This window comes from Furfurilactobacillus rossiae (assembly GCF_013394005.1).
GTDB lineage: Bacteria > Bacillota > Bacilli > Lactobacillales > Lactobacillaceae > Furfurilactobacillus > Furfurilactobacillus rossiae.
On the sequence record NZ_CP040586.1, the window covers coordinates 647,681 to 668,037 of the forward strand.

At 43.5% G+C, this 20,357-nt stretch carries 16 protein-coding genes; 12 read left to right on the plus strand and 4 right to left on the minus strand.

All coding sequences use genetic code 11. The features are described 5' to 3' along the window. Positions 1 to 469: 469 nt before the first annotated feature. The 12 genes from LROSL1_RS03050 to LROSL1_RS03105 all read left to right on the plus strand — a co-directional run bounded on the left by LROSL1_RS03050 (position 470) and on the right by LROSL1_RS03105 (position 13,586). Positions 470 to 1,210 (plus strand): ABC transporter ATP-binding protein, encoded by a 741-nt coding sequence (locus tag LROSL1_RS03050; protein WP_178913709.1) that lies wholly within the window; start codon positions 470 to 472, stop codon positions 1,208 to 1,210. Beyond that, on the plus strand, positions 1,188 to 2,345 hold the full coding sequence (locus LROSL1_RS03055; protein ID WP_178913710.1) for an ABC transporter permease: 1,158 nt from the start codon (positions 1,188 to 1,190) through the stop codon (positions 2,343 to 2,345). The genes LROSL1_RS03050 and LROSL1_RS03055 overlap by 23 nt, the downstream gene beginning before the upstream one ends. 75 nt (positions 2,346 to 2,420) lie before the next feature. Beyond that, a complete protein-coding gene (locus LROSL1_RS03060; protein WP_178913711.1) occupies positions 2,421 to 3,074 on the plus strand; it encodes a TetR/AcrR family transcriptional regulator in 654 nt (217 codons plus the stop codon). A 164-nt stretch (positions 3,075 to 3,238) separates the two neighbouring features. Further along, a complete protein-coding gene (locus LROSL1_RS03065) occupies positions 3,239 to 3,760 on the plus strand; it encodes a MarR family winged helix-turn-helix transcriptional regulator (protein WP_178913712.1) in 522 nt (173 codons plus the stop codon). Positions 3,761 to 3,809: 49 nt separating this feature from the next. Next, a complete protein-coding gene (locus LROSL1_RS03070) occupies positions 3,810 to 5,588 on the plus strand; it encodes an ABC transporter ATP-binding protein (protein WP_178913713.1) in 1,779 nt (592 codons plus the stop codon). Positions 5,589 to 5,895: 307 nt separating this feature from the next. Beyond that, entirely contained in the window at positions 5,896 to 7,218 is a 1,323-nt protein-coding gene (locus LROSL1_RS03075) for an MATE family efflux transporter (RefSeq protein WP_178913714.1), read from the plus strand. A gap of 123 nt (positions 7,219 to 7,341) precedes the next feature. Next, a complete protein-coding gene (locus LROSL1_RS03080) occupies positions 7,342 to 8,274 on the plus strand; it encodes a quinone oxidoreductase family protein (protein WP_017261039.1) in 933 nt (310 codons plus the stop codon). 178 nt (positions 8,275 to 8,452) lie between these two features. Continuing rightward, entirely contained in the window at positions 8,453 to 9,355 is a 903-nt protein-coding gene (locus LROSL1_RS03085) for an ATP-binding cassette domain-containing protein (protein ID WP_178913715.1), read from the plus strand. A gap of 11 nt (positions 9,356 to 9,366) precedes the next feature. Beyond that, positions 9,367 to 10,137, plus strand: a complete 771-nt coding sequence (locus LROSL1_RS03090) for an ABC transporter permease (RefSeq protein WP_178913716.1) — start codon at positions 9,367 to 9,369, stop codon at positions 10,135 to 10,137. Positions 10,138 to 10,451: 314 nt separating this feature from the next. Further along, complete coding sequence (locus tag LROSL1_RS03095) at positions 10,452 to 11,036, plus strand: TMEM175 family protein (RefSeq protein ID WP_178913717.1); 585 nt, start codon at positions 10,452 to 10,454, stop codon at positions 11,034 to 11,036. Between the two features lie 361 nt (positions 11,037 to 11,397). Continuing rightward, positions 11,398 to 12,828: an amino acid permease gene (locus LROSL1_RS03100; protein WP_178913718.1), complete on the plus strand. Its 1,431-nt coding sequence runs from the start codon at positions 11,398 to 11,400 to the stop codon at positions 12,826 to 12,828. A 197-nt stretch (positions 12,829 to 13,025) separates the two neighbouring features. After that, positions 13,026 to 13,586, plus strand: a complete 561-nt coding sequence (locus LROSL1_RS03105) for a hypothetical protein (protein WP_178913719.1) — start codon at positions 13,026 to 13,028, stop codon at positions 13,584 to 13,586. A gap of 105 nt (positions 13,587 to 13,691) precedes the next feature. Here the strand turns inward: LROSL1_RS03105 and LROSL1_RS03110 are convergent, their stop codons facing one another. The 4 genes from LROSL1_RS03110 to yicI form a co-directional block, all read right to left on the minus strand. After that, positions 13,692 to 14,747 (minus strand): aldose epimerase family protein, encoded by a 1,056-nt coding sequence (locus LROSL1_RS03110; protein ID WP_178913720.1) that lies wholly within the window; start codon positions 14,745 to 14,747, stop codon positions 13,692 to 13,694. A 93-nt stretch (positions 14,748 to 14,840) separates the two neighbouring features. Further along, complete coding sequence (locus tag LROSL1_RS03115; RefSeq protein WP_178913721.1) at positions 14,841 to 16,469, minus strand: glycoside hydrolase family 43 protein; 1,629 nt, start codon at positions 16,467 to 16,469, stop codon at positions 14,841 to 14,843. 46 nt (positions 16,470 to 16,515) lie between these two features. After that, the gene (locus tag LROSL1_RS03120; protein ID WP_017261049.1) at positions 16,516 to 17,976 is read right to left on the minus strand and encodes an MFS transporter; all 1,461 of its coding nucleotides are present in this window, start codon (positions 17,974 to 17,976) and stop codon (positions 16,516 to 16,518) included. A 45-nt stretch (positions 17,977 to 18,021) separates the two neighbouring features. Beyond that, on the minus strand, positions 18,022 to 20,304 hold the full coding sequence (gene yicI / locus LROSL1_RS03125; RefSeq protein WP_178913722.1) for an alpha-xylosidase: 2,283 nt from the start codon (positions 20,302 to 20,304) through the stop codon (positions 18,022 to 18,024). Between the last annotated feature and the right edge of the window lie 53 nt (positions 20,305 to 20,357).

Below are 20,357 nucleotides of genomic sequence, written 5' to 3' on the forward strand. Positions count from 1 at the left end.
TCCTAAAAAACGGAGTCTTACAACACCTTCACGCCTTGGTTTCAATGCCGTCGCCCTTCAGCTACTGTAGAAAAGTACTCGCATAAAGGCAGTGGTTCATTATCAGAACTATGTAAATTCGAACACGTAGAATCAGGCTTTGAAAGTTAGTGAAGTCAGGAAGAGACAGAGTTTCGTGTCGGCACTCCTTTGTGGCGGGCTAGGCCACTTAGGAGTGCAGGATGATTTCCAAGACCGGTTTATGGGCTTGGAATCAAGGTAGAAAACCGCGTTTTTCGCGGGTTGAGACCGGTCCCATGAAACGGCGTCTCTTCCTGACGTAGCGGCATTAAGAACATAATTAAAAGCGGATTGTCCAACACGATTTTCAAACGGAAGTCGTGTTTTTTTGTTGACAAAGTAACGTGACGGTTTATACTATGCTTAGTAAGTGGGTAGTCACTCATTAAAGCAAACAGAGGTGAACGTCATGACAGAAGTCATTAAAGTTGCTAACCTGCAGCAAGGTTATGGCAAACGCATTATTTTGAATGATATTAACTTAGACATAAACACGGGTGACATCCTTGGTTTAATTGGTCCTAGTGGCGCCGGTAAAACAACCTTGGTCAGCACGATCATGGGAATGTTGAAGCCAAAGCAAGGCACTGTAACTGTATTAGGCACGCCAATGCCTAATCGGAAACTGCTCGGCAGAATTGGTTACATGGCACAAACGGATGCCTTGTATTCAGTATTAACGGCCCGCGAAAATCTCACGTTCTTTGGTGAAATGCAGGGGATGAGTAAAGCAGAATTGCAAAAACAAATTCCCTATGCAACGGGTATCGTTAATTTAAACGATGATTTGGATCAGTACGTGAAGGACTATTCGGGTGGAATGAAACGGCGGTTATCATTGGCAATTGCGCTGTTGGCAGATCCTGAACTGCTCATCTTAGATGAACCCACCGTCGGGATTGACCCCGAACTGCGGCAACAGATTTGGAAAGAACTGCATCGTTTGGCAGACGAAGGCAAGACAATCTTATTGACGACGCACGTCATGGAAGATGCCGAGCAATCCAGCTATTTGATGATGATTCGTGGTGGCCGTGCCATTGCCCAAGGCACGCCTGATGACCTAATTAGTCAGTATCACGTTAACTCAGTTGAAGAAGTCTTTTTACAAGCAGGGAGGGATCAAGATGCGCACACTAGCAATGATTAGAAGAGTCTTTCGGGAAATGTTGCGTGACAAACGTACGTTAGCCCTAATGTTTATCGCACCTTTGTTTATTCTGTCACTGGTCTACTTCCTGTTTCAGGGGAACACCACAACGACAGCTTCCTTAGCAACACGTAACGTTGACAGTAGTATGGTGACGGCCATAAAAAATAAGCACATTACGATTCATGATGTCAGCTCAGACAAGTCTGCTAAGACAATCATCCGTGAACATGATTACGCCGGAATGCTTAGTCAAGACGGAGACAAACTGACGTTAACGTTGGCTAACACCGACCAAAGTAAGAGTGCGGTGATCAAACAAAGTTTGCAAGCGGCCCAAGCAAAATTGAAGGGCCAAGCAGCAGCGACAACCATTAAGACGCAGGCTCAAGCACTACAAAAGATGCAGGCGGCCCTTGGTGCAGCAACGCACACGCCGGTTAACGCGACTGCTAACGCTGGCAACCTGAAAGCTAAGCTAGGAAGCACAAGTTATACGACGAAGACACATTATCTTTATGGGAGTAAGGATTCCACATTCTTTAATACTTTGTTACCAATCATGATGGGCTTCGTGGTTTTCTTCTTCGTGTTCTTGATTTCGGGTATCGCTTTGTTGCGGGAACGGACAACTGGGACACTGTATCGTTTGCTAGCAACACCGGTTAAACGTGGGGAAATCATTTCGGGTTACCTGTGTGGTTATGGTGCGTTTGCCTTCATCCAAACGTTGTTGATCGTGTTATTCACAATGTATGTTTTCAAGATTCAAATTCTGGGCAGCATCTGGCTTGTTCTTTTGATCAATGTCCTGTTAGCAATGGTTGCTTTGACGCTAGGACTGCTGATTTCAACGTTTGCTTCCAGTGAATTTCAGATGATTCAATTTATTCCAATCGTTGCGATTCCACAGATTTTCTTCGCCGGGATTATTCCCATTAGCTCACTGCCAGGCTGGTTGCAGCCAGTGTCCTACATCATGCCGCTGTACTATGGCGCTTCAAGCATGAGCGCGGTGGTGCAAAAAGGTGTCGGTTTCATGGATGTGTTACCCAACTTAAGCATTTTGTTATTGTTTGCCGCTGTTTTCCTAGTATTGAATTTACTGACCATGCGCAAATATCGTCAGGTTTAATTTGACAGAATTGCTGGTATTTAACTCAATGTGCGGTTAAATTAAAAGGTAGACAAAAATTTGGAGTAAAAACACATGGAAATTAGTAATGTTGAAACACTGTTTGACAAGACACTCCAGGAATCAAAGCTAACGGCTAAACAACAGTCAGTGCTCAAAGTCAGCTTAAATCTCTTTGCAGAGAAAGGGTTTGATGGCACGAGTACTAGTGAAATTGCTAAACAAGCTGGCGTTTCTGAGGGAACCGTGTTCAAGCAGTTCAAGACGAAGGATGGTATTCTGGCCGCATTATTGAATCCGTTTTTGGATCAGGTCGTGCCAATGGCGGCAACCGAGTTCTTGACGGAGGTTAAGGATCAACGTTTTGACGATCTAGCGGCGTTCTTTAACTACGTGATTAAGGATCGAATGACGTTTGCCATTGCTAACCAGAAGCAACTAAGAATTTTGGTTCAAGAAATCATTCGGAATAGTGACATGATTCAGTCAGTCATCGATAAAATCATGTCACGCATTTTGAATACGTTTGGCAAGAACTTGCAGACCTTCAAGGATCGTGGCGTATTAGTTGATTGGCCCACAAAACGGATTATTCGTTATTTCCTTGGTGTAGCGGGCAGCTACATCGTGCCCGCCGTTTTAATTGGCAAGGCGAGTCAGTTGGATATCGACAAATCATGCCAAGAAGCAACCGAATTCCTGGTTCGTGGCTTAACACCAATTAAATAGTCTCGTCAAAGCCGCATTCCATCAGAGATTGCGACTTTTTTTAAAAATAATCGTTAGTTTTTATTGCATAAAGCTAACAAAAGAACTAACATAATTTTCGCTCGAAAATTTCCAGTGGAAAGAATTTAATTTTAAAATAAGGATTGAAATACAGGAGGCCGATTATGGCGGATGAAAGTCGTGATTTATTAGATCGTTTCGGTTCACTGATGCAGAATCGATCATTTATGATGGCAGTATTACATCAGCGTGATTTGACGAGTCGGCGGGCACCGAGTGAAGGCCGTGGTCAGTTGCGGCTGTTACAGGTTTTGTATCAAACACCGGCAGGGTTAACCAACGCAGAAATCGCGCAGTTTTTAGATATTCGGCCAAGTTCTGTTAGTGCCATGGTCAACCGGTTGGAGGCCGTTAACATGGTCGAACGGGTGCCCAGTGAAACAGACAAACGCACGGTTATCATCAAGATGACGCAGGCCGGTATCGACATGTTTGCTAAACAAGATGATCAGGTTGATGACATGGCAAGCCAGGTTTTTGGCACCTTAACGAAGGCAGAACAGGTTGAGTTAAATCGGTTGCTGGAGAAGTTAAATAAAGGTACGGCCGATTTAGATTGGCGGGACTTTATGGGCGGCGAGCAGGGATGGCCACATCGCGGCAATTTTGATCAACGCTGGTTTTAAATAAAACGGGGATAAAAAACTAAAGGAAGAAATTTTTGGAGGCAACATTATGGATCGTAGAGCAGGCGGGCCACGCGGTGGCGGTCCACAGGATGCACAATACACACGAACAAAGTTTGATTTTAAGGGGTTCTTAAACCTGATTCGTCAAACGAAACCTAAGTACTGGCAGTTATGGTTGGGTTTAATTCTTGGTTTTATTGCGACGGGGGCGCAGTTGGCAGTGCCAAAGATGGCACAGGGGATTATCAACGGCCTTAAGTCAGGTTTTAATTCCACTTTGCTCATTATCGCGGTTGCGCTGTTTTTAGCGAGTGCCTTAATCAACGCTTTGTCAGGGACGATGTTGGGTTTCTTTGGTGAAAATATTGTTGCCAGATTGCGGCGAACCTTGTGGCAAAAGTTGATTCGTTTGCACGTTAACTATTTTGATAACGTGAAGGCCGGTGAAATGACTTCTCGACTGGTAAACGACTCAACCCAGATTAAAGATTTATTGGCAAACGCTTTTCCACAGATGGCTAATTCACTTTTGCAGTTGGTCGGCGCGCTGATCATCATGGCATTGATGGACTGGAAAATGACCCTAGTTATGATTATTGCCATCCCGTTGGTCATGATTGTAATGCGGCCAATTATGCGCCAGTCTAGCAAGATTGGGCTGCAGCGGCAGGATGCCCTAGCTTCATTTAATGGTGAAACTGGCGAATCGTTGGGCGAAATCCGGTTGGTGAAATCCTCAAACGCGGAGGAATATGAAACAACCTCTGGGTACAAACAGATCGACAAGTTGTATCACATCGGAATGCGAGAAGCTATTTTTGATTCCATCGCGAGTCCGGTCATGAACACGTTAATGCTGGCCATGTTTATCGGTTTGCTGGGTTATGCAGCCGTTCGAGTGGCTGATGGCACGATGTCAATGGGAACATTATTGTCATTTATGATGTATTTGTTCCAAGTTATCGGACCAGTCGGCTCACTTGGCCAATTCTTCACGACATTAGCGAAGACAAACGGTTCGACACAACGGGTTCAGGATCTGTTGAAGGAACCTGAAGAATCATTTACTGATGGCGACAATGAATCCGTTACCGACCAAACAGTGGCGATGGAACATGTTGACTTTGCTTATGACGATGACGGTCCCGTTTTACACGATGTTAACTTTGAAGCCAAGCCAAACAGTGTCATTGCGTTTGCTGGGCCATCGGGTGGTGGGAAGTCTACCATCTTCAGTCTGCTAGAACGTTTCTATCAACCCACCAGTGGGAAAATTACAATTGGTGGCAAGGATGTCGCAAACGTCAACTTGAAAGACTGGCGGTCTCAAATCGGTTATGTGAGCCAGGACTCTGCTATTATGGCTGGCACGATTCGTCACAACTTAACTTATGGTGCGGACAAAACGTACACGGATGACGAACTTTGGCACGTACTTGAGCTGGCTTTCGCAGACAGGGTTGTTCATGAAATGCCAGATGGTTTGGACACGCAGGTCGGTGAACGTGGCGTGAAAATCAGTGGTGGTCAACGACAACGTTTGGCCATTGCACGAGCCTTTCTCCGTGATCCAAAGATTCTGATGTTAGATGAAGCAACAGCGAGTCTAGATTCCGAATCGGAAGCGATGGTCCAAAAGGCCTTGGGTGAATTAATGAAGGGCCGCACAACATTGATCATTGCGCACCGACTGAGCACGATCGTCGACGCCGATGACATTTACTTCATTGAAAATGGTCACGTGAGCGGCCACGGCAAGCATCAGGAACTCATGGCTGAATTGCCACTTTATCGAGAATACGTGAGGATTCAGTTTAAGGAATAGAGCGTGAACAACCTCGTTTAAAGACCGAGCAACAATGGAAATAAGGCACTGTGCAAGCGAACTTTGCTTGTACGGTGTCTTATTTTAATTGTGCGCAGGTCTTTGGGGTTGTGAACGCGTTTGCGACAATATAGAAGCGAAAATTTGGTGCTTTTCGCAGTTCGCTGAAAGAAAGTAATCTCCAAAAGTGAAAGGCATGTCCTAACGCCATGAATGTCCGCACAGCAATTTCTTCTATTATGTGCGCGCAGCATTAATGCTATGCTGAATACACGACTTAACACAGAAAAGAGAAACTATACAATATATGGATACTTTATTTACTAAGACGTCAGTTCCACGCGCGTACTTTACGCTCGCCATGCCAGTGGTCATCAGTATGATTGCCAGCATGATCTATAACCTAGTGGACACATTCTTCATTTCACAAACGCAGAATCCCAACATTGTGGCTGGGGTAACGGTTTGTACGCCATTATTTTCAATTATGTTAGCGATTGGGGATGTTTTCGGCCTGGGCGGTAGCGCGTTGGTGTCCAAAATGTTGGGGAGCAAGCAGCATGAGTCTGCCAGTCAGGTGAGTCGCATTTGTTTTTATGCAGCGATTGTCATTGGTATTCTGACAGCGGGCATTTTACTAGTATTTGAAGCACCCATTCTCACTGCGTTTGGGGCTAGTAGCGGCATTCGTCCGTTTGCGAGTGCCTTCTATCGTATTATGGCGATTGGCGGGCCGCTGATTATTGTGTCGCTGGTGCCTAGTAACTTAATTCGCACAGAAGGTTTGGCACGCGAATCAATGATTGGTAGTGTTGCAGGTTTGGTCGTGACGATTTTGCTCGACCCATTGCTGATTTTCGGTTTTCATTTATATGCTGCGGGGGCTGCCTTGGCGACTGTAATTGGGTATCTCGTAACCGATTTGATTCTGTGTGCATACGTAATCAAACGGTGTCGGGTCATTAGCCTAAGCTGGCACATTAAAAAATCGACCTTTGCGTTTGCGGGGGCCATTTTAGTGATTGGAATTCCTGCTTCAATGACCAATCTCATGCAGGCGTTTGGAACCGCATTGCTCAATAACTTCTTGGTGCGATACGGTGCTGCACAAGTGGCGGCTTTTGGGATTGCCACGAAGATTTACATGATCGTGATGCTAGTAATGGTTGGTTTTGCATTTGGCGCTCAGCCATTGGTTGGTTATAACTACGGCGCTCATAATCAGAAACGGTTTCGTCAAATCGTGAATTTTGACCTGTTAGTAGAAGTCGTCTTTTCAGTAATTTTTGCTGTTATCTTAATGTTATTGGCACCGTTTATTGTGCGTTTGTTTATGACGCAAAAAACGATTGTGACTGCCGGTGTCTTGCTGTTGAGAGCATTGCTAAGCACGACCCCATTCATTGGCGCAATCCTCGTGTTCACCACTGTCTTCCAGTCGACAGGCAAGGCACTAGGGGCTTTTTTGCTGGCTATTTCACGACAGGGTGTCATCTTTGCCATTGTGATTTATGTTGCTCACATGTTGTGGGGCTATCTCGGTGTTGTTTGGGCACAACCGTTGGCGGATGTGTTGACGTGTTTGTTAGGCTTTGTCATTTACCGGCAGGATTTCCGAAGAATGAAATAGCTTGAGCAAATGACAACCTTCTTATTTGTTCGCTGACCGTCCATTTCAAAATGAATTAATCGTTTTCTATGCATCTTTGCCTGATAATATCGTGTATTAAAAACATGATGTGGAGGCAGAATTATGAAGGCTTTTGGGTATCAAACGGATGGGCCAGCGGCTGATGCTTTTACCGAGGTTGAGTTGCCGACGCCGAAACCAGCTTCAGATGAGGTTGTTATTGATGTTGCTGCTTTTGGTCTGAATCATGTAGACGCATTTCGACGGAGTGGATTTACTGGCGGAGAAGTAACAATCCCTGGGTTCGATGTTGCTGGAACTGTCTTATCGGCTGGTGAACGGGTGACCAACTTTCAAGTGGGTGACAAGGTTGTTGCTCACATTGAAGGTGGTGGTTACGCGGAACAAGCTGTTGCGCCGGAGTCGACGACGATTAAATTAATTGACGGGTTCCCGATTGCTGATGCTGCTGGGTTACCAACTGTTGCGATGACGTCATATGATGCGCTCACCGTGTTTGGACAAGTTCAGGCGGGACAGACAGTGGCAGTGCTAGGAGCTAGTGGTGGTATTGGTGCAATGGCTGTTCAGTTTGCGAAGGTTCTTGGCGCCAGTACCGTTGTTGGGATTGCAAGGGCTGAGGATTTGGACTATGTTCGCCAAATTGGTGCCAATGATGTCGCCACGTATGCGCAAGTTACTGAAGATGGTGCGTTTGCCGATTCAGCTGATGTGGTCATTAATGTGAACTTTATGGGCGGTCATGCTGATGCAATGATGGCCTTAGTTAAACTTGGTGGCACCGTAGCGACAGTCGGTCGTGAGGAAAACGTCGGTAATAAGCCCAATGTTGAACAGGTTCACATTCATCCAGTAGATGCGAGTCATGTGCATCGGGCGATGCAGGCGCTCAAGCAACTTATGGAAACTGGCACACTGTCTGTGCGGATTGCGCAGCGATTTCCGTTTACCTTAGCAGGCGTTGTGGCTGCCAGTGAACTGAACGAAACAGGGCACACGGACGGTCGGATTATTGTCGAACGAGATGTGAAATAGGACATCAAGAAGAGCTGTTGTGCATTGCAAAAGTGTACAATAGCTTTTTGTTATGAGTTGATTACATTCATGTTAGTGGTTGCAATATGGTAAACTATCATCAACACAGAAGGTCCGTAAGTGGCATTTCAGTGTGGGGAGAAGTTGCAGAAGACATACACGTAGAGGAGTGAAACGAATGGCAGAAGCAGTATTAACAGTTAAGAATCTGAATAAGTCGTTTGGCCGCAAACAGGTCTTCCATAAAATTTCATTTTCATGCCAGTCCGGACGAATCGTTGGTTTGGTTGGTGCAAACGGGGCAGGGAAAACGACAATCATGAAGGCCGTTTTGAGCCTGACGTCATCGACTGGTGAGGTCACAATTGACGGACAGAAGAGTACGTTTGATCACCATCCGGTATTGGATGAGGTAGGTGCTTTGATTGAATATCCAAGCATTTATCCTTTTATGACTGGAAGAGATCATCTAAAGCTATTTGCAATTGGTAGAAATAAAGCCTCAGAAATTGATGATGTTATTGCTGCCTTGAACATGGGTAATTACATTGATACAAAAGCGCGAAGCTATTCACTAGGGATGAAACAAAAGCTTGGTGTTGCAATGGCATTCTTGAACAATCCGAAATTTGTTATTTTAGATGAACCGATGAATGGATTGGATCCGCAAGCCACTAAGGAATTACGTGATTTGATTATTGCTAAACGTGATGAGGGCGTTGGCTTCTTGATTTCCAGCCATATTTTAAGCGAGTTGCAGAAACTGGCAGAGGACCTGATTATTATTGATCACGGAAAAATTGTTCAAGAAACTACAATGGATGCATTACTCAAGTCTAACAATCACTTTGTTACCGTTACGACAACGGATGATGTAAAGGCCAAACAAGTCTTAGCCGATGCGGGTTATAAACTGGTTGGAGACGAAGAAGTAAAAATTCAAACTTCTTCTGATGACGATGTCGCCAACATTTTGAAAACGTTAAATGATAATCAGTTTCCTGTTACAGATGTTCAACATGAAGATGAAGATCTTGAAGGTTCCGTGTTGAAATTACTTGATCCGGAAGACCAGAAATAGGGGGAGAAATCATGTTGACGTTATACAGACAAGAATCATTTAAACTTTTAAAGAAGAAAAGTACGCTGTGGGTCAGTTTGTTTTTGGTTATGGTGGAATTGGTGTTCGCTTTTCTTTCAAAGACGTGGCCGAAAGTGTTGCAACCACAACAGATGTTTGTTCAGAATTTTGAAGGACTGGCCTTAATACTCTTTTTAGCCATTGCAGCAGCGGCATCTATTATTACGATGGAATTTCAGTATGGGACTATTAAGACGGTTGTTTCCCAGAAGTTTTCCAGAAGTGCAGTGTTGATTAGTAAGTGGCTAGTCTTGTTTACTTACACAATTTATTTGTATGTTTTATCGGCCATAGTAGCCATAATTGGTAAATTTGTATTTTTGAACAGCAGCTTTTCTTTGACGGATAAAGGGTGGAATCAAAAAATCTGGATTGACTGGTTAGCAAGTTTAGGCGCCCAATTTTTGACAACATGGTTGTTACTAAGCCTAGTTTTGTTGATCGCGGCCTCGTTTAAGACATCGGCTGTTGCCATTTCTGTTGGAATCATCGGTTACTTTATCTTAAATACAGTGAATACTATCATGTTCTACTTTATTCACCTGCATGAGTGGTTGAAATGGAATCCAATAAACTTTATGAACTATGGTTCGCAAATCACGGTGCATAGCGTTGCTCAATATACTAGATTGTCTGACATCCAATTGTTGGCGGGAAACTTGGGATATATAGCTTTGTTCTTAGCTATTGGGCTTTTGATTTTCCGCAAGCGAAATGTATAATTTCAATGAAGAATAAATAAAAAATCAGATACTTGTATAGCAAGGTTGGTATTGTTCCCCTAGAGTAGACAGTCGAGTAATAAATCGTCCGTTTACTCTAGGGGAATTTTATTACATCATGGGAAACAAGCTCAAACAGCCAGATAAGAAGTATGACGATATTTGCTGAGAGACTTGGATCAATTCGCTAGCACCTAGAAAGTGACTTGAAATTGAATAATGGGAAGTTTTTTTAGAATGAGCTCAATACTGAATCTGCAAAGGGCTGAAAGTGTGCTTACGCTTATGATTAATTTATCTCGGAGGATGGCTATATGAACAAGAGTCGGGTTGAAGCATTTATTGATGCCATTATTGCGATTGTATTAACAGTACTGATCTTGGAAATTAAGGTGCCAGATGAGCCAAGTTTAAAAATATTTTTCAGTGAGTGGCGGATGGCGTTTTCATACTTGATGACGTTCATTTTGGTCATGTTCAGCTGGTATGTACAGCACGGGATGTTTTTGGCAATCAAACGGGTCAAACTTGGCGGCTTCATCGGTGTTTGTGTGTGGCTATTCGTGCTCTCTTTTCTACCAGTGACCACGGCGTTCGTTGGCCGTTTTCCAAGTTACTGGGGTGCAGAGCTCGTCTACCTAATGGTGGCTTTATTATGGCTACTTTCAGCTCAGTTAATGTCTTTTCTCATTATTCGTGAGAATAGGGACGTTCCAGAAATGAAAGAATTTATCAAACGACAGGCTGGTAGCGTAATGCTGATGAGTAATATCATTTGGACAGTTGTGGCGACTGCACTGATCTTTGTGGTTCCGGAGATTGGCATGTTGACACCGATTGTGACCGTGATAATCCAAATAATATCCAACCGTCATCGAAGTCGGCAATTATCAGCTTAAACATATGGAAATGGACGAAATGCTACTTGTTTTCTAGTGGTTAAACGACGTTTTGACACTGGTTGTTAAAAATTTTCAGTTGCAATGTTTAGTTATGAGTGGTAACTTACAAATCAAGGAAAAAACGATGAGGAGGCGTCAAAAATGAAATATTTAAACTTAAAACAAGTTAATGGCGCCAACCTCAACACAACTACCACAACCTCAACCACAATGACGTGGCTGGGGCTTTTGTGGTAGTTGTTCATTATCGCAAAAGTGGCCAGCCAAGGTGTCTGTCAAAGGACATCGCGGCTGGCCTTTTTTATTAGAGTGGTGCTGTAACACGGTAAAAGTTCGACCAAATCAGGAGGAAATCCATATGAGTGAGTCAGAGCCAAAAGGTGAGTTAAAACGATCGTTATCGTCGAATCAAATGCAGATGATTGCCCTTGGGGGAACCATCGGTGTTGGGCTGTTTTTGGGATCAACGTCAACTATTAAATGGACTGGACCGTCCGTTGTGTTTGCATATGCATTCGTTGGACTGCTGTTATACCTAGTCATGCGTGCATTAGGTGAAATGATCTATGTGAATCCCACGACCGGCTCGTTTGCAGACTACGCGACGAATTATATTCACCCGTTGGCTGGCTATTTGACCAAGTGGAGCAATGTCTTTCAGTACATAGTGGTCGGAATTAGTGAAGTGATCGCGGTCGGTCAATACTTGCATTACTGGTGGCCGAACCTGCCTGATTGGATTGCCGGGGTAGTTGTGATTGTTCTTTTGACGTTAGCAAACTTAGCATCCGCACGCGCGTATGGCACATTGGAATTTTACTTTGCGATGATTAAAGTGGTCACGATCGTTTTAATGATCGTTTTGGGCGTGCTGGTTATCTTCGCCGGTTTAGGTAATCATTGGCATCCATTAGGCTTAAGCAATCTGTGGTCTCATGGTGGGTTCTTTACTGGTGGTATTCGCGGCTTCATTTTTGCCATGTCCGTAATTATCGGCTCGTATCAAGGTATTGAAGTGTTGGGGATTACTGCTGGGGAGGCCGCCGATCCGCAAAAAGCTATCGTATCCTCTGTTAAGTCGATTGTTTGGCGGATTCTGATTTTCTATATTGGTGCAATCTTCGTTATCGTGACGATTTATCCGTGGAATCACTTGGCTGCATTGGGATCACCGTTTGTTGAAACGTTCTCTAAGGTTGGAATCGCTGGGGCAGCCGGGATTATTAACTTTGTTGTGCTGACGGCGGCGATGTCCGGTGCCAACTCTGGGATTTACAGCTCTAGTCGGATGTTGTACAAACTCGCTCGCGATGGTGAAACGTATCGCGGTCTGGGCAAACTATCACGTCGTCAGGTGCCATTACGCGCAACCCTGTGCATTTCCGCTGGAATTTTGATTGGCCTGATCTTGAATACATTGTTGTCCGTTGTGAATCATGCGACGGCTAATATCTTCGTTTTGGTTTATAGCTCAAGTGTGTTACCAGGGATGGTGCCGTGGTTTGTAATCTTGTTGTCAGAGTTACGATTCCGTCACGCAAATCCTGATGTGATGAAAACTCATCCGTTTAAAATGCCATGGTATCCATATTCTAACTACTTTACGATTTTCGCTCTGATCTTAGTGGTAATCTTTATGTTCATCAATCCAGATACTCGCATTTCAGTCAGCATTGGTTTCGGTGTTCTGGGTTTGCTCAGTCTACTGTTCTTCGTCCGCCGCTGGACTGGGAAGGCGACGCCCGAACCTGGTGAGTACAAACATGAATCATATGAAAAAAAGGATTAACCGGCGCTCAGCTGAAATGTTTACTTGAAAAAGTTATTAATCCAATGAATCACTGTATCTGCAAGTTTTTATAATTGGCAGATACATTTTTTATAAAAACCGTTTTTCTTGATATGGGTCAATTTAATTGCGCACAAATTATTCTAATAATAAGGGTGTTCTAGCAAACCACAATTATTATCGGAGGACGGATAAACATGTCAAAACATTACGAAGCGAAAATTGTGTCATTAAACGCGGCTAAGATAGGTTCCAATCCTCATGGAACTGCTGAATTTACTGAGGATGAAAGCACGTTAACAATCAAAATTGAAATGTTTGATACACCCGCAAATACACAACATTGGGAACATTTCCACGGCTTCCCAGAAGGCAAGGTAGCCGCCATTGCGACGATGGCACAGGATGCCAATGGTGATGGCTTTGTAGATTTACCTGAGACGGAACCAGTATCTGGGACAACAATGGTGCCGTTTGATGCTGCACCTGAAAGGATGTCAATTCCAAACGATACATATCCTGTATCAGATGGTGATGGTCACTTTGTTTACGAAAAGACGGTTCCGCTTGACGAATTGCAACAACAGTTTAAATCGGCGTTTGGAACGACTGATTTACAGCTAGACAAGCGGGTTGTTTATGTTCATGGTGTGCCGAAGAGCCTTGAACTTCCTGACACAGTGGCCGGTATTGTTGGACCCTACGACGCACACGTTACCTTACCGATTGCGGTTGGTAAGATTGAAGCGACTGACTAATCAATTGAAATGTATATGAAGAAACGCGCACTGAAGTTTTCCCGTTATAGGATGCTCGGTGTGCGTTTTATGTTCTGATGGTCTAAATTGTTTAAAACACTAATCTTAGAAAGACAATTGATAAGTGATTTCGTGCGTCTGCGGTTTTCCTGGTGTCAGCATCACGTCGCCAAACTGTGGGTGGTTCATGCTGTCTGGCAGTGCCTGAGCTTCCAGAGCAACGCCAAGATAAGGACTGCCATACCCGCCTGTTCGTTTGAAGTTCATATTGTCATGAGTAAAACTATTGGCGGTAAAGACAACTAAGCCGTTTCTTGCTGAATGAAGGGTTACTGATCGGTGGGTTTTAGGATCTGTCAATGTCGCAATGACTTGTTCGTTCCGCGTTGGTTCCACTTTGTAGACATCATCCAGTCCACGTTCAGGGATTGACTGAAGACCATTGATTGCCGCCTTAAGAGGCGTTGGTCTTTCAAAATCATAAGGTGTGTTGGTTAATTCCTCAAATTCACCGGTTGGGAGTTTTTCAGAGTTTAAAACTAATCGCTGAGTACTGTTGATTTGAAGAACATGTGCTTCAATCGAATTTTGACCACCAAGATTGAAATAGGTGTGGACAGTTGGATTGAACGGTGTAAATTGATCAGATTGACCAGTGAAGCTTATTTTGACACGGTTGTCATCCGTTAGTGCGTAATGAATTGTGACATCTGAATCTCCAGGGAAACCGTCGTCTTGAGAGGTGAACTTATGATGCATGGCAATGGTAGGGGTTGTGCCAGAGTAGTCAAATTGACCATCCCAAATGACCGTATTAAAACCATGAGGTCCTCCATGTAATGTGTTATGGCCCTCGTTGGTTGGTACTGTGACAGGACGACCATTGATTGAAAATTGTCCTTTTGAGATTCGACCCGCTGTGCGCCCAATCGCCATGCAAACGTAAAATGGATTGGCTAGATAGTCTTCACTGTGTGGGTAGTTTAAAACCAGATTATGTGGCTGGCCTTCAGCATCCGGAACGTTGATTTCATATAAAGTAGCGCCTAACGTTAAGACTGACAGAGTTACACCGTGACTATTTGTGAGTGACAACTTTTGAACACGTTGACCACGACAGTTATCAAAATCAGTAAGTAGTGCTTTTGTAGATTGTGTCATATTGCAGTCCTCTTTTTAGTGTATTTATTGATAATGCACAAAAGAGGCCATTATCCTCATTGAACGTGATGGTTGGCCTCTTCGTGTATTTCATTATTTTGTTTCTGGTAATTCTTTGTAATCGAAGTCATTGAATGTCGCTGGTTGTTCATAGCCAGCATAATCGACAGCAGCGAGTCCAACGAATGCACCAGTGAAGAAACCACCATAAGTTTGAAGAACATAGTCATCTGATAATACAGCAGCGTCTAACTCAACTGGAATGTTATGCCAAGTCGTGCCGTCAAATGAGTAGTCATAACTGTAATGGTCTTTACGAACCTGGGTACGGAACCAAACAGCTTCTGTGCCTTCAGGAATTACGATGGCATCATCCTTAAGATAAGAGGTGTACGTGTCACGGTTATTTTCAGCAACTTCAATAACACGTCGCTTCTGATCGTCGAGGGTCACGAATACCCATGACCAGTGGTTATCATTGTAGAAATTAGTTAAACCAGCCATCTGCTGGTAAGTGAATGGATCAAACGTCACTTTTACCTGAGCGTTGAAGTTAAACGCTTGCCAACGACGGGCAATCATTGACACATCGAAATCACTGGCTAGTGAATCATGGCCAATTAAGGTGAGTTTGCCATCGCTGACAGTACCCATATTGGCGTCGAATGGAATCCGAAGCGTGTTCCAGTTTAAGTCAAGCTTCTCACTTGAGAAGTCATCATGTTGTGAGTTGTCAGCGGGTGCTTCGGTTGGAATGGCATCTTTTGGAGCATTGACTTCAACTTGGCCACCATGTCCGCCAACGACTCGTGGCCAGCCATTTTCATCCCATGAAACTTGTTGAATAGAAGTTTCGCGACCTAATGTGCTCCACCCGCGTGGGTCGTGACTAGATTCATTTTTATGGTTCCAAGGACGGGATACTAATGATGCGTAGTACCATTCACCACTTGGTGTGTTTACAAGAGCGCCGTGACCTTGTTTCTGTAGATAAAAGTCTGGTGTATCAAAGTTAGTAATGAATGGGCCATCTGGTTCAGATTCAAAGCTATCCGCATCGAGTGTTTGAGACCGGGCAACAACTTCTTCATGGGTGAAGACAGTTCCGCCTTGAGCTGCAAACAGATAATATTGGTTGTCGATGTTGTAGAGGTGTGGACCTTCGACCAATTTCACATCAGTGCCACGATAGATGGTACGAGCCGTTTTAGGCATGAGTTTCATTGTTGAAGTATCAAATTCTGTCAGGGTGATACCGTTAAATGGATGACGGTATTCGCGGTGATCCCATGTTTGTTGAACCAGATATTTTCGACCATTTTTGTCGTGGAATAGGGATGCATCAAAGCCAACACCATTAACCTTGATTGGATCAGTCCATGGTCCACGGATATCTGTCGCAGTGGTGAGATAATTGGTCATATCCTTGAAGGCACCTTCAGTGATTTTTACATCTGTATAGATGAGCCAGAATTTGCCATCGGCATATGATAGATCTGGTGCCCAAATACCACCTGAGGCAGGATTGCCTTTCATATCCAACAAAGTTGTTGTGGATAAAGGCGATGGCAATAAGTTCCAGTGCACCATGTCTTTAGATTCGTGCAAACGAACACCAGGAAACCATTCAAACGTTGAATTGGCAATATAGTACGTATCACCGACACGAATCATGCTAGGATCGGCATTAAAGCCAGGCAGTACAGGATTTTGAATTTTCATGATGATTTTGCTCCTTTATTTTTTAAATACTAATGTTTAATTCGGATTAGTTTTGGTGATGCAACGCATCAATCTCTTTATTGATTTTTTCAACTTCAGGATCTGATAACGGGTATTTGCTCATAATCCACATTGCAACGACGGCCAAGATAATTGGTAACCAAATCATCGACCATTGAATCCCAGTTAATGCCGAAGCACTTTGGGTGGCATGCTTTCCGTTAAAGTTAGTAAATGCGTTGATATAGCCGGGGATAATACCACCGAGGGCTAAACCGATTTTGAAGAATAGTCCCATGATTGCGTTGATAATGCCGGCAACCCGTTTGTGTGACGTATATTCACCATATGAGACAACTTCTGGAACTAATGACCACATATAACCAGTGGCGGCAGTAATGCCCCATTGCATCAAGAAACGACCTACATAACCTAATAAGACAGCGTTCTTAAATGCTGGAAAACTCCATACCCACAGAATTAATTGACCAATGATGAACAAGGTTAAGAAGAGGTAGAAGAACTGTTTCTTACCAATGTGTTTACGAACGATTGGCCATAGGAAGACAAGGAAAATACCAGGAATTGATCCGATTAGGTTAATAGATGCCATCCATTCTGGGTGACCAATGTTGTACTGCATGTAAAATGGCCATACAGTATTGCCAAAGAACATGAATGTAAAACCGATCAGGAAGAATAAACCAAGAATCTGCAAGGGTTTGTTACGTTTGATTTCAGCAAACAAATCTGAATATTTAACGGATGCAGTTTCTTTTTTTGTGGGCAGGACCCGTTCCTTAATCCCAAAGAAAGTACACATCAACAGAACGAACCCAATCACCATGTAAATACTCATTACTTTAAAGTAGGCGGGGCCGGCACCAGCGGCGGCATAGTTACCTAAGTTCATGTGAATGCCGAAGAATCCGATATCCTTAGATTGTGGATTAGGAGAGGCGAGTTGAACAAAGAGCGGCAGGAAAGTGTAAACCAACAGGTTACCAATGTTAGCTTCTGTCATCCGGACTGTCGTCAAGGTTGAAACTTCTTGATTGTCCCGTGTCAATGATGCGTTCAGCGCGCCATAGGGGATGTTAACAAACGAGTAAACTAACGCCGTTGCTAAGTAGGAAATAAACGCGTAGGGGATGTTTCCTCGTAGAGAAGGGATAGGCAGGAATAAAAGCGCTGCCAAAATCGTTAGTGGAATGCCAAAGTAGATGAGGTAGGGACGGTATTTACCAAGCTTCGGATTACGTTTGTCGACGAAAGCGCCGACCCAAGGATCCCAAAAGACATTAACCCAACGAACGACCAGGAAAATTGTTGCACCGACGGCAGCAGAAATACCGTAAACAGTTGTTAAGTAGAACAGCAACATGGAACCGACCGTTCCGAAAATTAAGTTTTGCGCTAAGTCACCAGCACCATAGCTGATGCGCTCACGCCAGGAAAGCTTCGCAAACTCGTTGTCATGCGAGTTTTCCTTATTTTGTGTATCCATTCGTGTATCCTCCATTGTTTTTTGTATTAATACAGAAAACGGTTTTTACAAAGAGAAGCTCGTATTGGATCCTGAGAGAGTAAAGGTTTTAATGACACCATTTTCATGAACATTGATGTTTGAATCACCATGCAGGCCAGTTGCAGAAACTTTAAAATTATTACCTTTACGCTCGACGGTTACGGACCCTGCTGTATTTCCAAGATGGTCAACGACAGCTGTTAAAACTTTACCATCTTCAATTTCGTAGAGATTGATGTCTGGCGCATTTGTGTAATCGTAATCTGCATGTTGAGCGTTTGGCTTTCTCAGTAAAATACTGTTGCCACGAACAAGTAGTGGTAAATTCAAGTGATCAAAGGTTTCATCGACCCACTGACCATTTTTATCGGATACATAGCGTTTTTCGTTTAACAGGCTAGTCCATTTTCCTTCAGGAATATAGAAGTGAACTTTACCCTGATCGTTAAAGACAGGTGCGACCAACAATTTGCTACCAAACATATATTCTTTATCAAGGTAAGCAGTGTTTGGATCTTCCGGAAATTCGAGAAAAACGGGTCTCATTAATGGTGTGCCTACAGTCGATGTGTTAACTGCTTCTTGGTATAGATAAGGCATTAACGATAATTTTAAATCGACAAATTTCTTAGTAACCGCAACCGCCTCATCATCGAATAACCATGGGACACGATATTGGACACTGCCATGGTAACGACTGTGTGAGGACAACAAACCAAATTGAGTCCAACGTTTGTAAATGTCTGGAGTTGCCTTTTCTTCAAATCCACCAATGTCATGGCTCCAGAACCCAAATCCGGAAACTAGGAAGGACAAGCCGCCACGAAGTGAATCGGCCATAGAGTTATAACGAGATAAGTTATCACCACCCCAGTGAACGGGTAGTTTTTGTGATCCGACGGTGGCTGAACGTGCAAAGACAACAGCCTCATGTTCGCCTTTTTCTTGGGCGAGCACATCGTAAACGGCCTGATTATATTGCAGTGTGTAATAGTTGTGTTCTTGCTGTGGATTGGAGCCATCGAAGAAGACTGCATCGTCGACAGGAATTCGTTCACCAAAATCGGTCTTGAAACAGTCCACGCCCATATCCAGAAGAGATTTTAATTTGTTCTGATACCATTTGACTGCGTCAGGGTTGGTGAAATCGACAAATCCATTGCCGGCTTGCCATAAATCCCATTGCCATACATTTCCGTCTTTTCGCTTGATGAAGTAGCCATTCTTTTTGCCTTCCTCAAATAGCGGAGATTTTTGAGCGATATACGGATTCAGCCAGACACAAACTTTGATGCCACGATCGTGAATCTTTTTGATTAGGCCAACTGGATCAGGAAACTTTTCTTTGTCCCACTCCAAGGTGCACCACTCAAATCCCTTTTGCCAGAAGCAATCAAAGTGAAAAACATCCAATGGAATGTGATGTTCTGCCATCCCATCGATAAACTTCATGACAGTCTCTTCAGAATAGTCCGTTGTAAATGAAGTCGACAACCATAGTCCGAATGACCATGCAGGCGGTAATTTAATCTTGCCGGTTAAACGTGTGTATTTATTTAGGATCTCTTTAGGCGATGGACCGTAGATAACATAGTAAGTTAGTGACTGGCCTTCAGTACTGAACTGAACCCGATCAACGTTTTCTGAGGCAATTTCAAAGGAGACGCGTTGAGATTCATCAACGAAAACGCCATAGCCCTTGTCAGTGATATAGAAGGGAATGTTTTTGTAAGCCTGTTCACTACCGGTACCACCGTCTTGATTCCATGTATCAACTGATTGGCCATTCTTAACAAATGGCGTAAAACGCTCACCCAATCCATAAACATGTTCATCGACATCCATTGATAGTTGTTCGCGCATGTAATGTTTGTTATGAACAGTGTCGGTTATTTCACCTTGGGCATTTGGCATTGATTTAGTGATTAGGTTTCCTTTGTCATCAGTGAAATTAATGGAAAAATCAGACCGCAATGGCAAAGTGGCTGTCAGTTTACCTGATGTAAAAGTAACTTTCTTTTGATCTTGATTAATTTGAACATCAGGATGTTCATCATTTAGTTGGTAATCAGGGCCGTCATCGTTTACGTCAAAATGAGTGAGTTTAACGCCAATCACGTTTTCAATTGGTGAGGTGAGCTTGATGGTTGTCATACCTAGGTTTAATTCATCGTTACGTGTGTTGATCTTATTGTAGGGTGAATAAGCTGTTAAAACGTTGCCATTAATTTTTGTGTCAAACACTTCTTTAGGTGAATTAATGGTATAGCCATTTTTTGTCAGCCAATAACCATTGGTGAATTTCATAAAATTGATTCCTCCTAAAATTTAATTACCACCATAGTGGTGTATAAAATTGG

Bases quoted from the DNA above. Each gene is read 5' to 3' on its own strand.
- LROSL1_RS03050 (WP_178913709.1), top strand. From the start codon at position 470: ATGACAGAAGTCATTAAAGTTGCTAACCTGCAGCAAGGTTATGGCAAA.
- LROSL1_RS03055 (WP_178913710.1), top strand. From the start codon at position 1,188: ATGCGCACACTAGCAATGATTAGAAGAGTCTTTCGGGAAATGTTGCGT.
- LROSL1_RS03060 (WP_178913711.1), top strand. From the start codon at position 2,421: ATGGAAATTAGTAATGTTGAAACACTGTTTGACAAGACACTCCAGGAA.
- LROSL1_RS03065 (WP_178913712.1), top strand. From the start codon at position 3,239: ATGGCGGATGAAAGTCGTGATTTATTAGATCGTTTCGGTTCACTGATG.
- LROSL1_RS03070 (WP_178913713.1), top strand. From the start codon at position 3,810: ATGGATCGTAGAGCAGGCGGGCCACGCGGTGGCGGTCCACAGGATGCA.
- LROSL1_RS03075 (WP_178913714.1), top strand. From the start codon at position 5,896: ATGGATACTTTATTTACTAAGACGTCAGTTCCACGCGCGTACTTTACG.
- LROSL1_RS03080 (WP_017261039.1), top strand. From the start codon at position 7,342: ATGAAGGCTTTTGGGTATCAAACGGATGGGCCAGCGGCTGATGCTTTT.
- LROSL1_RS03085 (WP_178913715.1), top strand. From the start codon at position 8,453: ATGGCAGAAGCAGTATTAACAGTTAAGAATCTGAATAAGTCGTTTGGC.
- LROSL1_RS03090 (WP_178913716.1), top strand. From the start codon at position 9,367: ATGTTGACGTTATACAGACAAGAATCATTTAAACTTTTAAAGAAGAAA.
- LROSL1_RS03095 (WP_178913717.1), top strand. From the start codon at position 10,452: ATGAACAAGAGTCGGGTTGAAGCATTTATTGATGCCATTATTGCGATT.
- LROSL1_RS03100 (WP_178913718.1), top strand. From the start codon at position 11,398: ATGAGTGAGTCAGAGCCAAAAGGTGAGTTAAAACGATCGTTATCGTCG.
- LROSL1_RS03105 (WP_178913719.1), top strand. From the start codon at position 13,026: ATGTCAAAACATTACGAAGCGAAAATTGTGTCATTAAACGCGGCTAAG.
- LROSL1_RS03110 (WP_178913720.1), bottom strand. From the start codon at position 14,747: ATGACACAATCTACAAAAGCACTACTTACTGATTTTGATAACTGTCGT.
- LROSL1_RS03115 (WP_178913721.1), bottom strand. From the start codon at position 16,469: ATGAAAATTCAAAATCCTGTACTGCCTGGCTTTAATGCCGATCCTAGC.
- LROSL1_RS03120 (WP_017261049.1), bottom strand. From the start codon at position 17,976: ATGGATACACAAAATAAGGAAAACTCGCATGACAACGAGTTTGCGAAG.
- yicI (WP_178913722.1), bottom strand. From the start codon at position 20,304: ATGAAATTCACCAATGGTTATTGGCTGACAAAAAATGGCTATACCATT.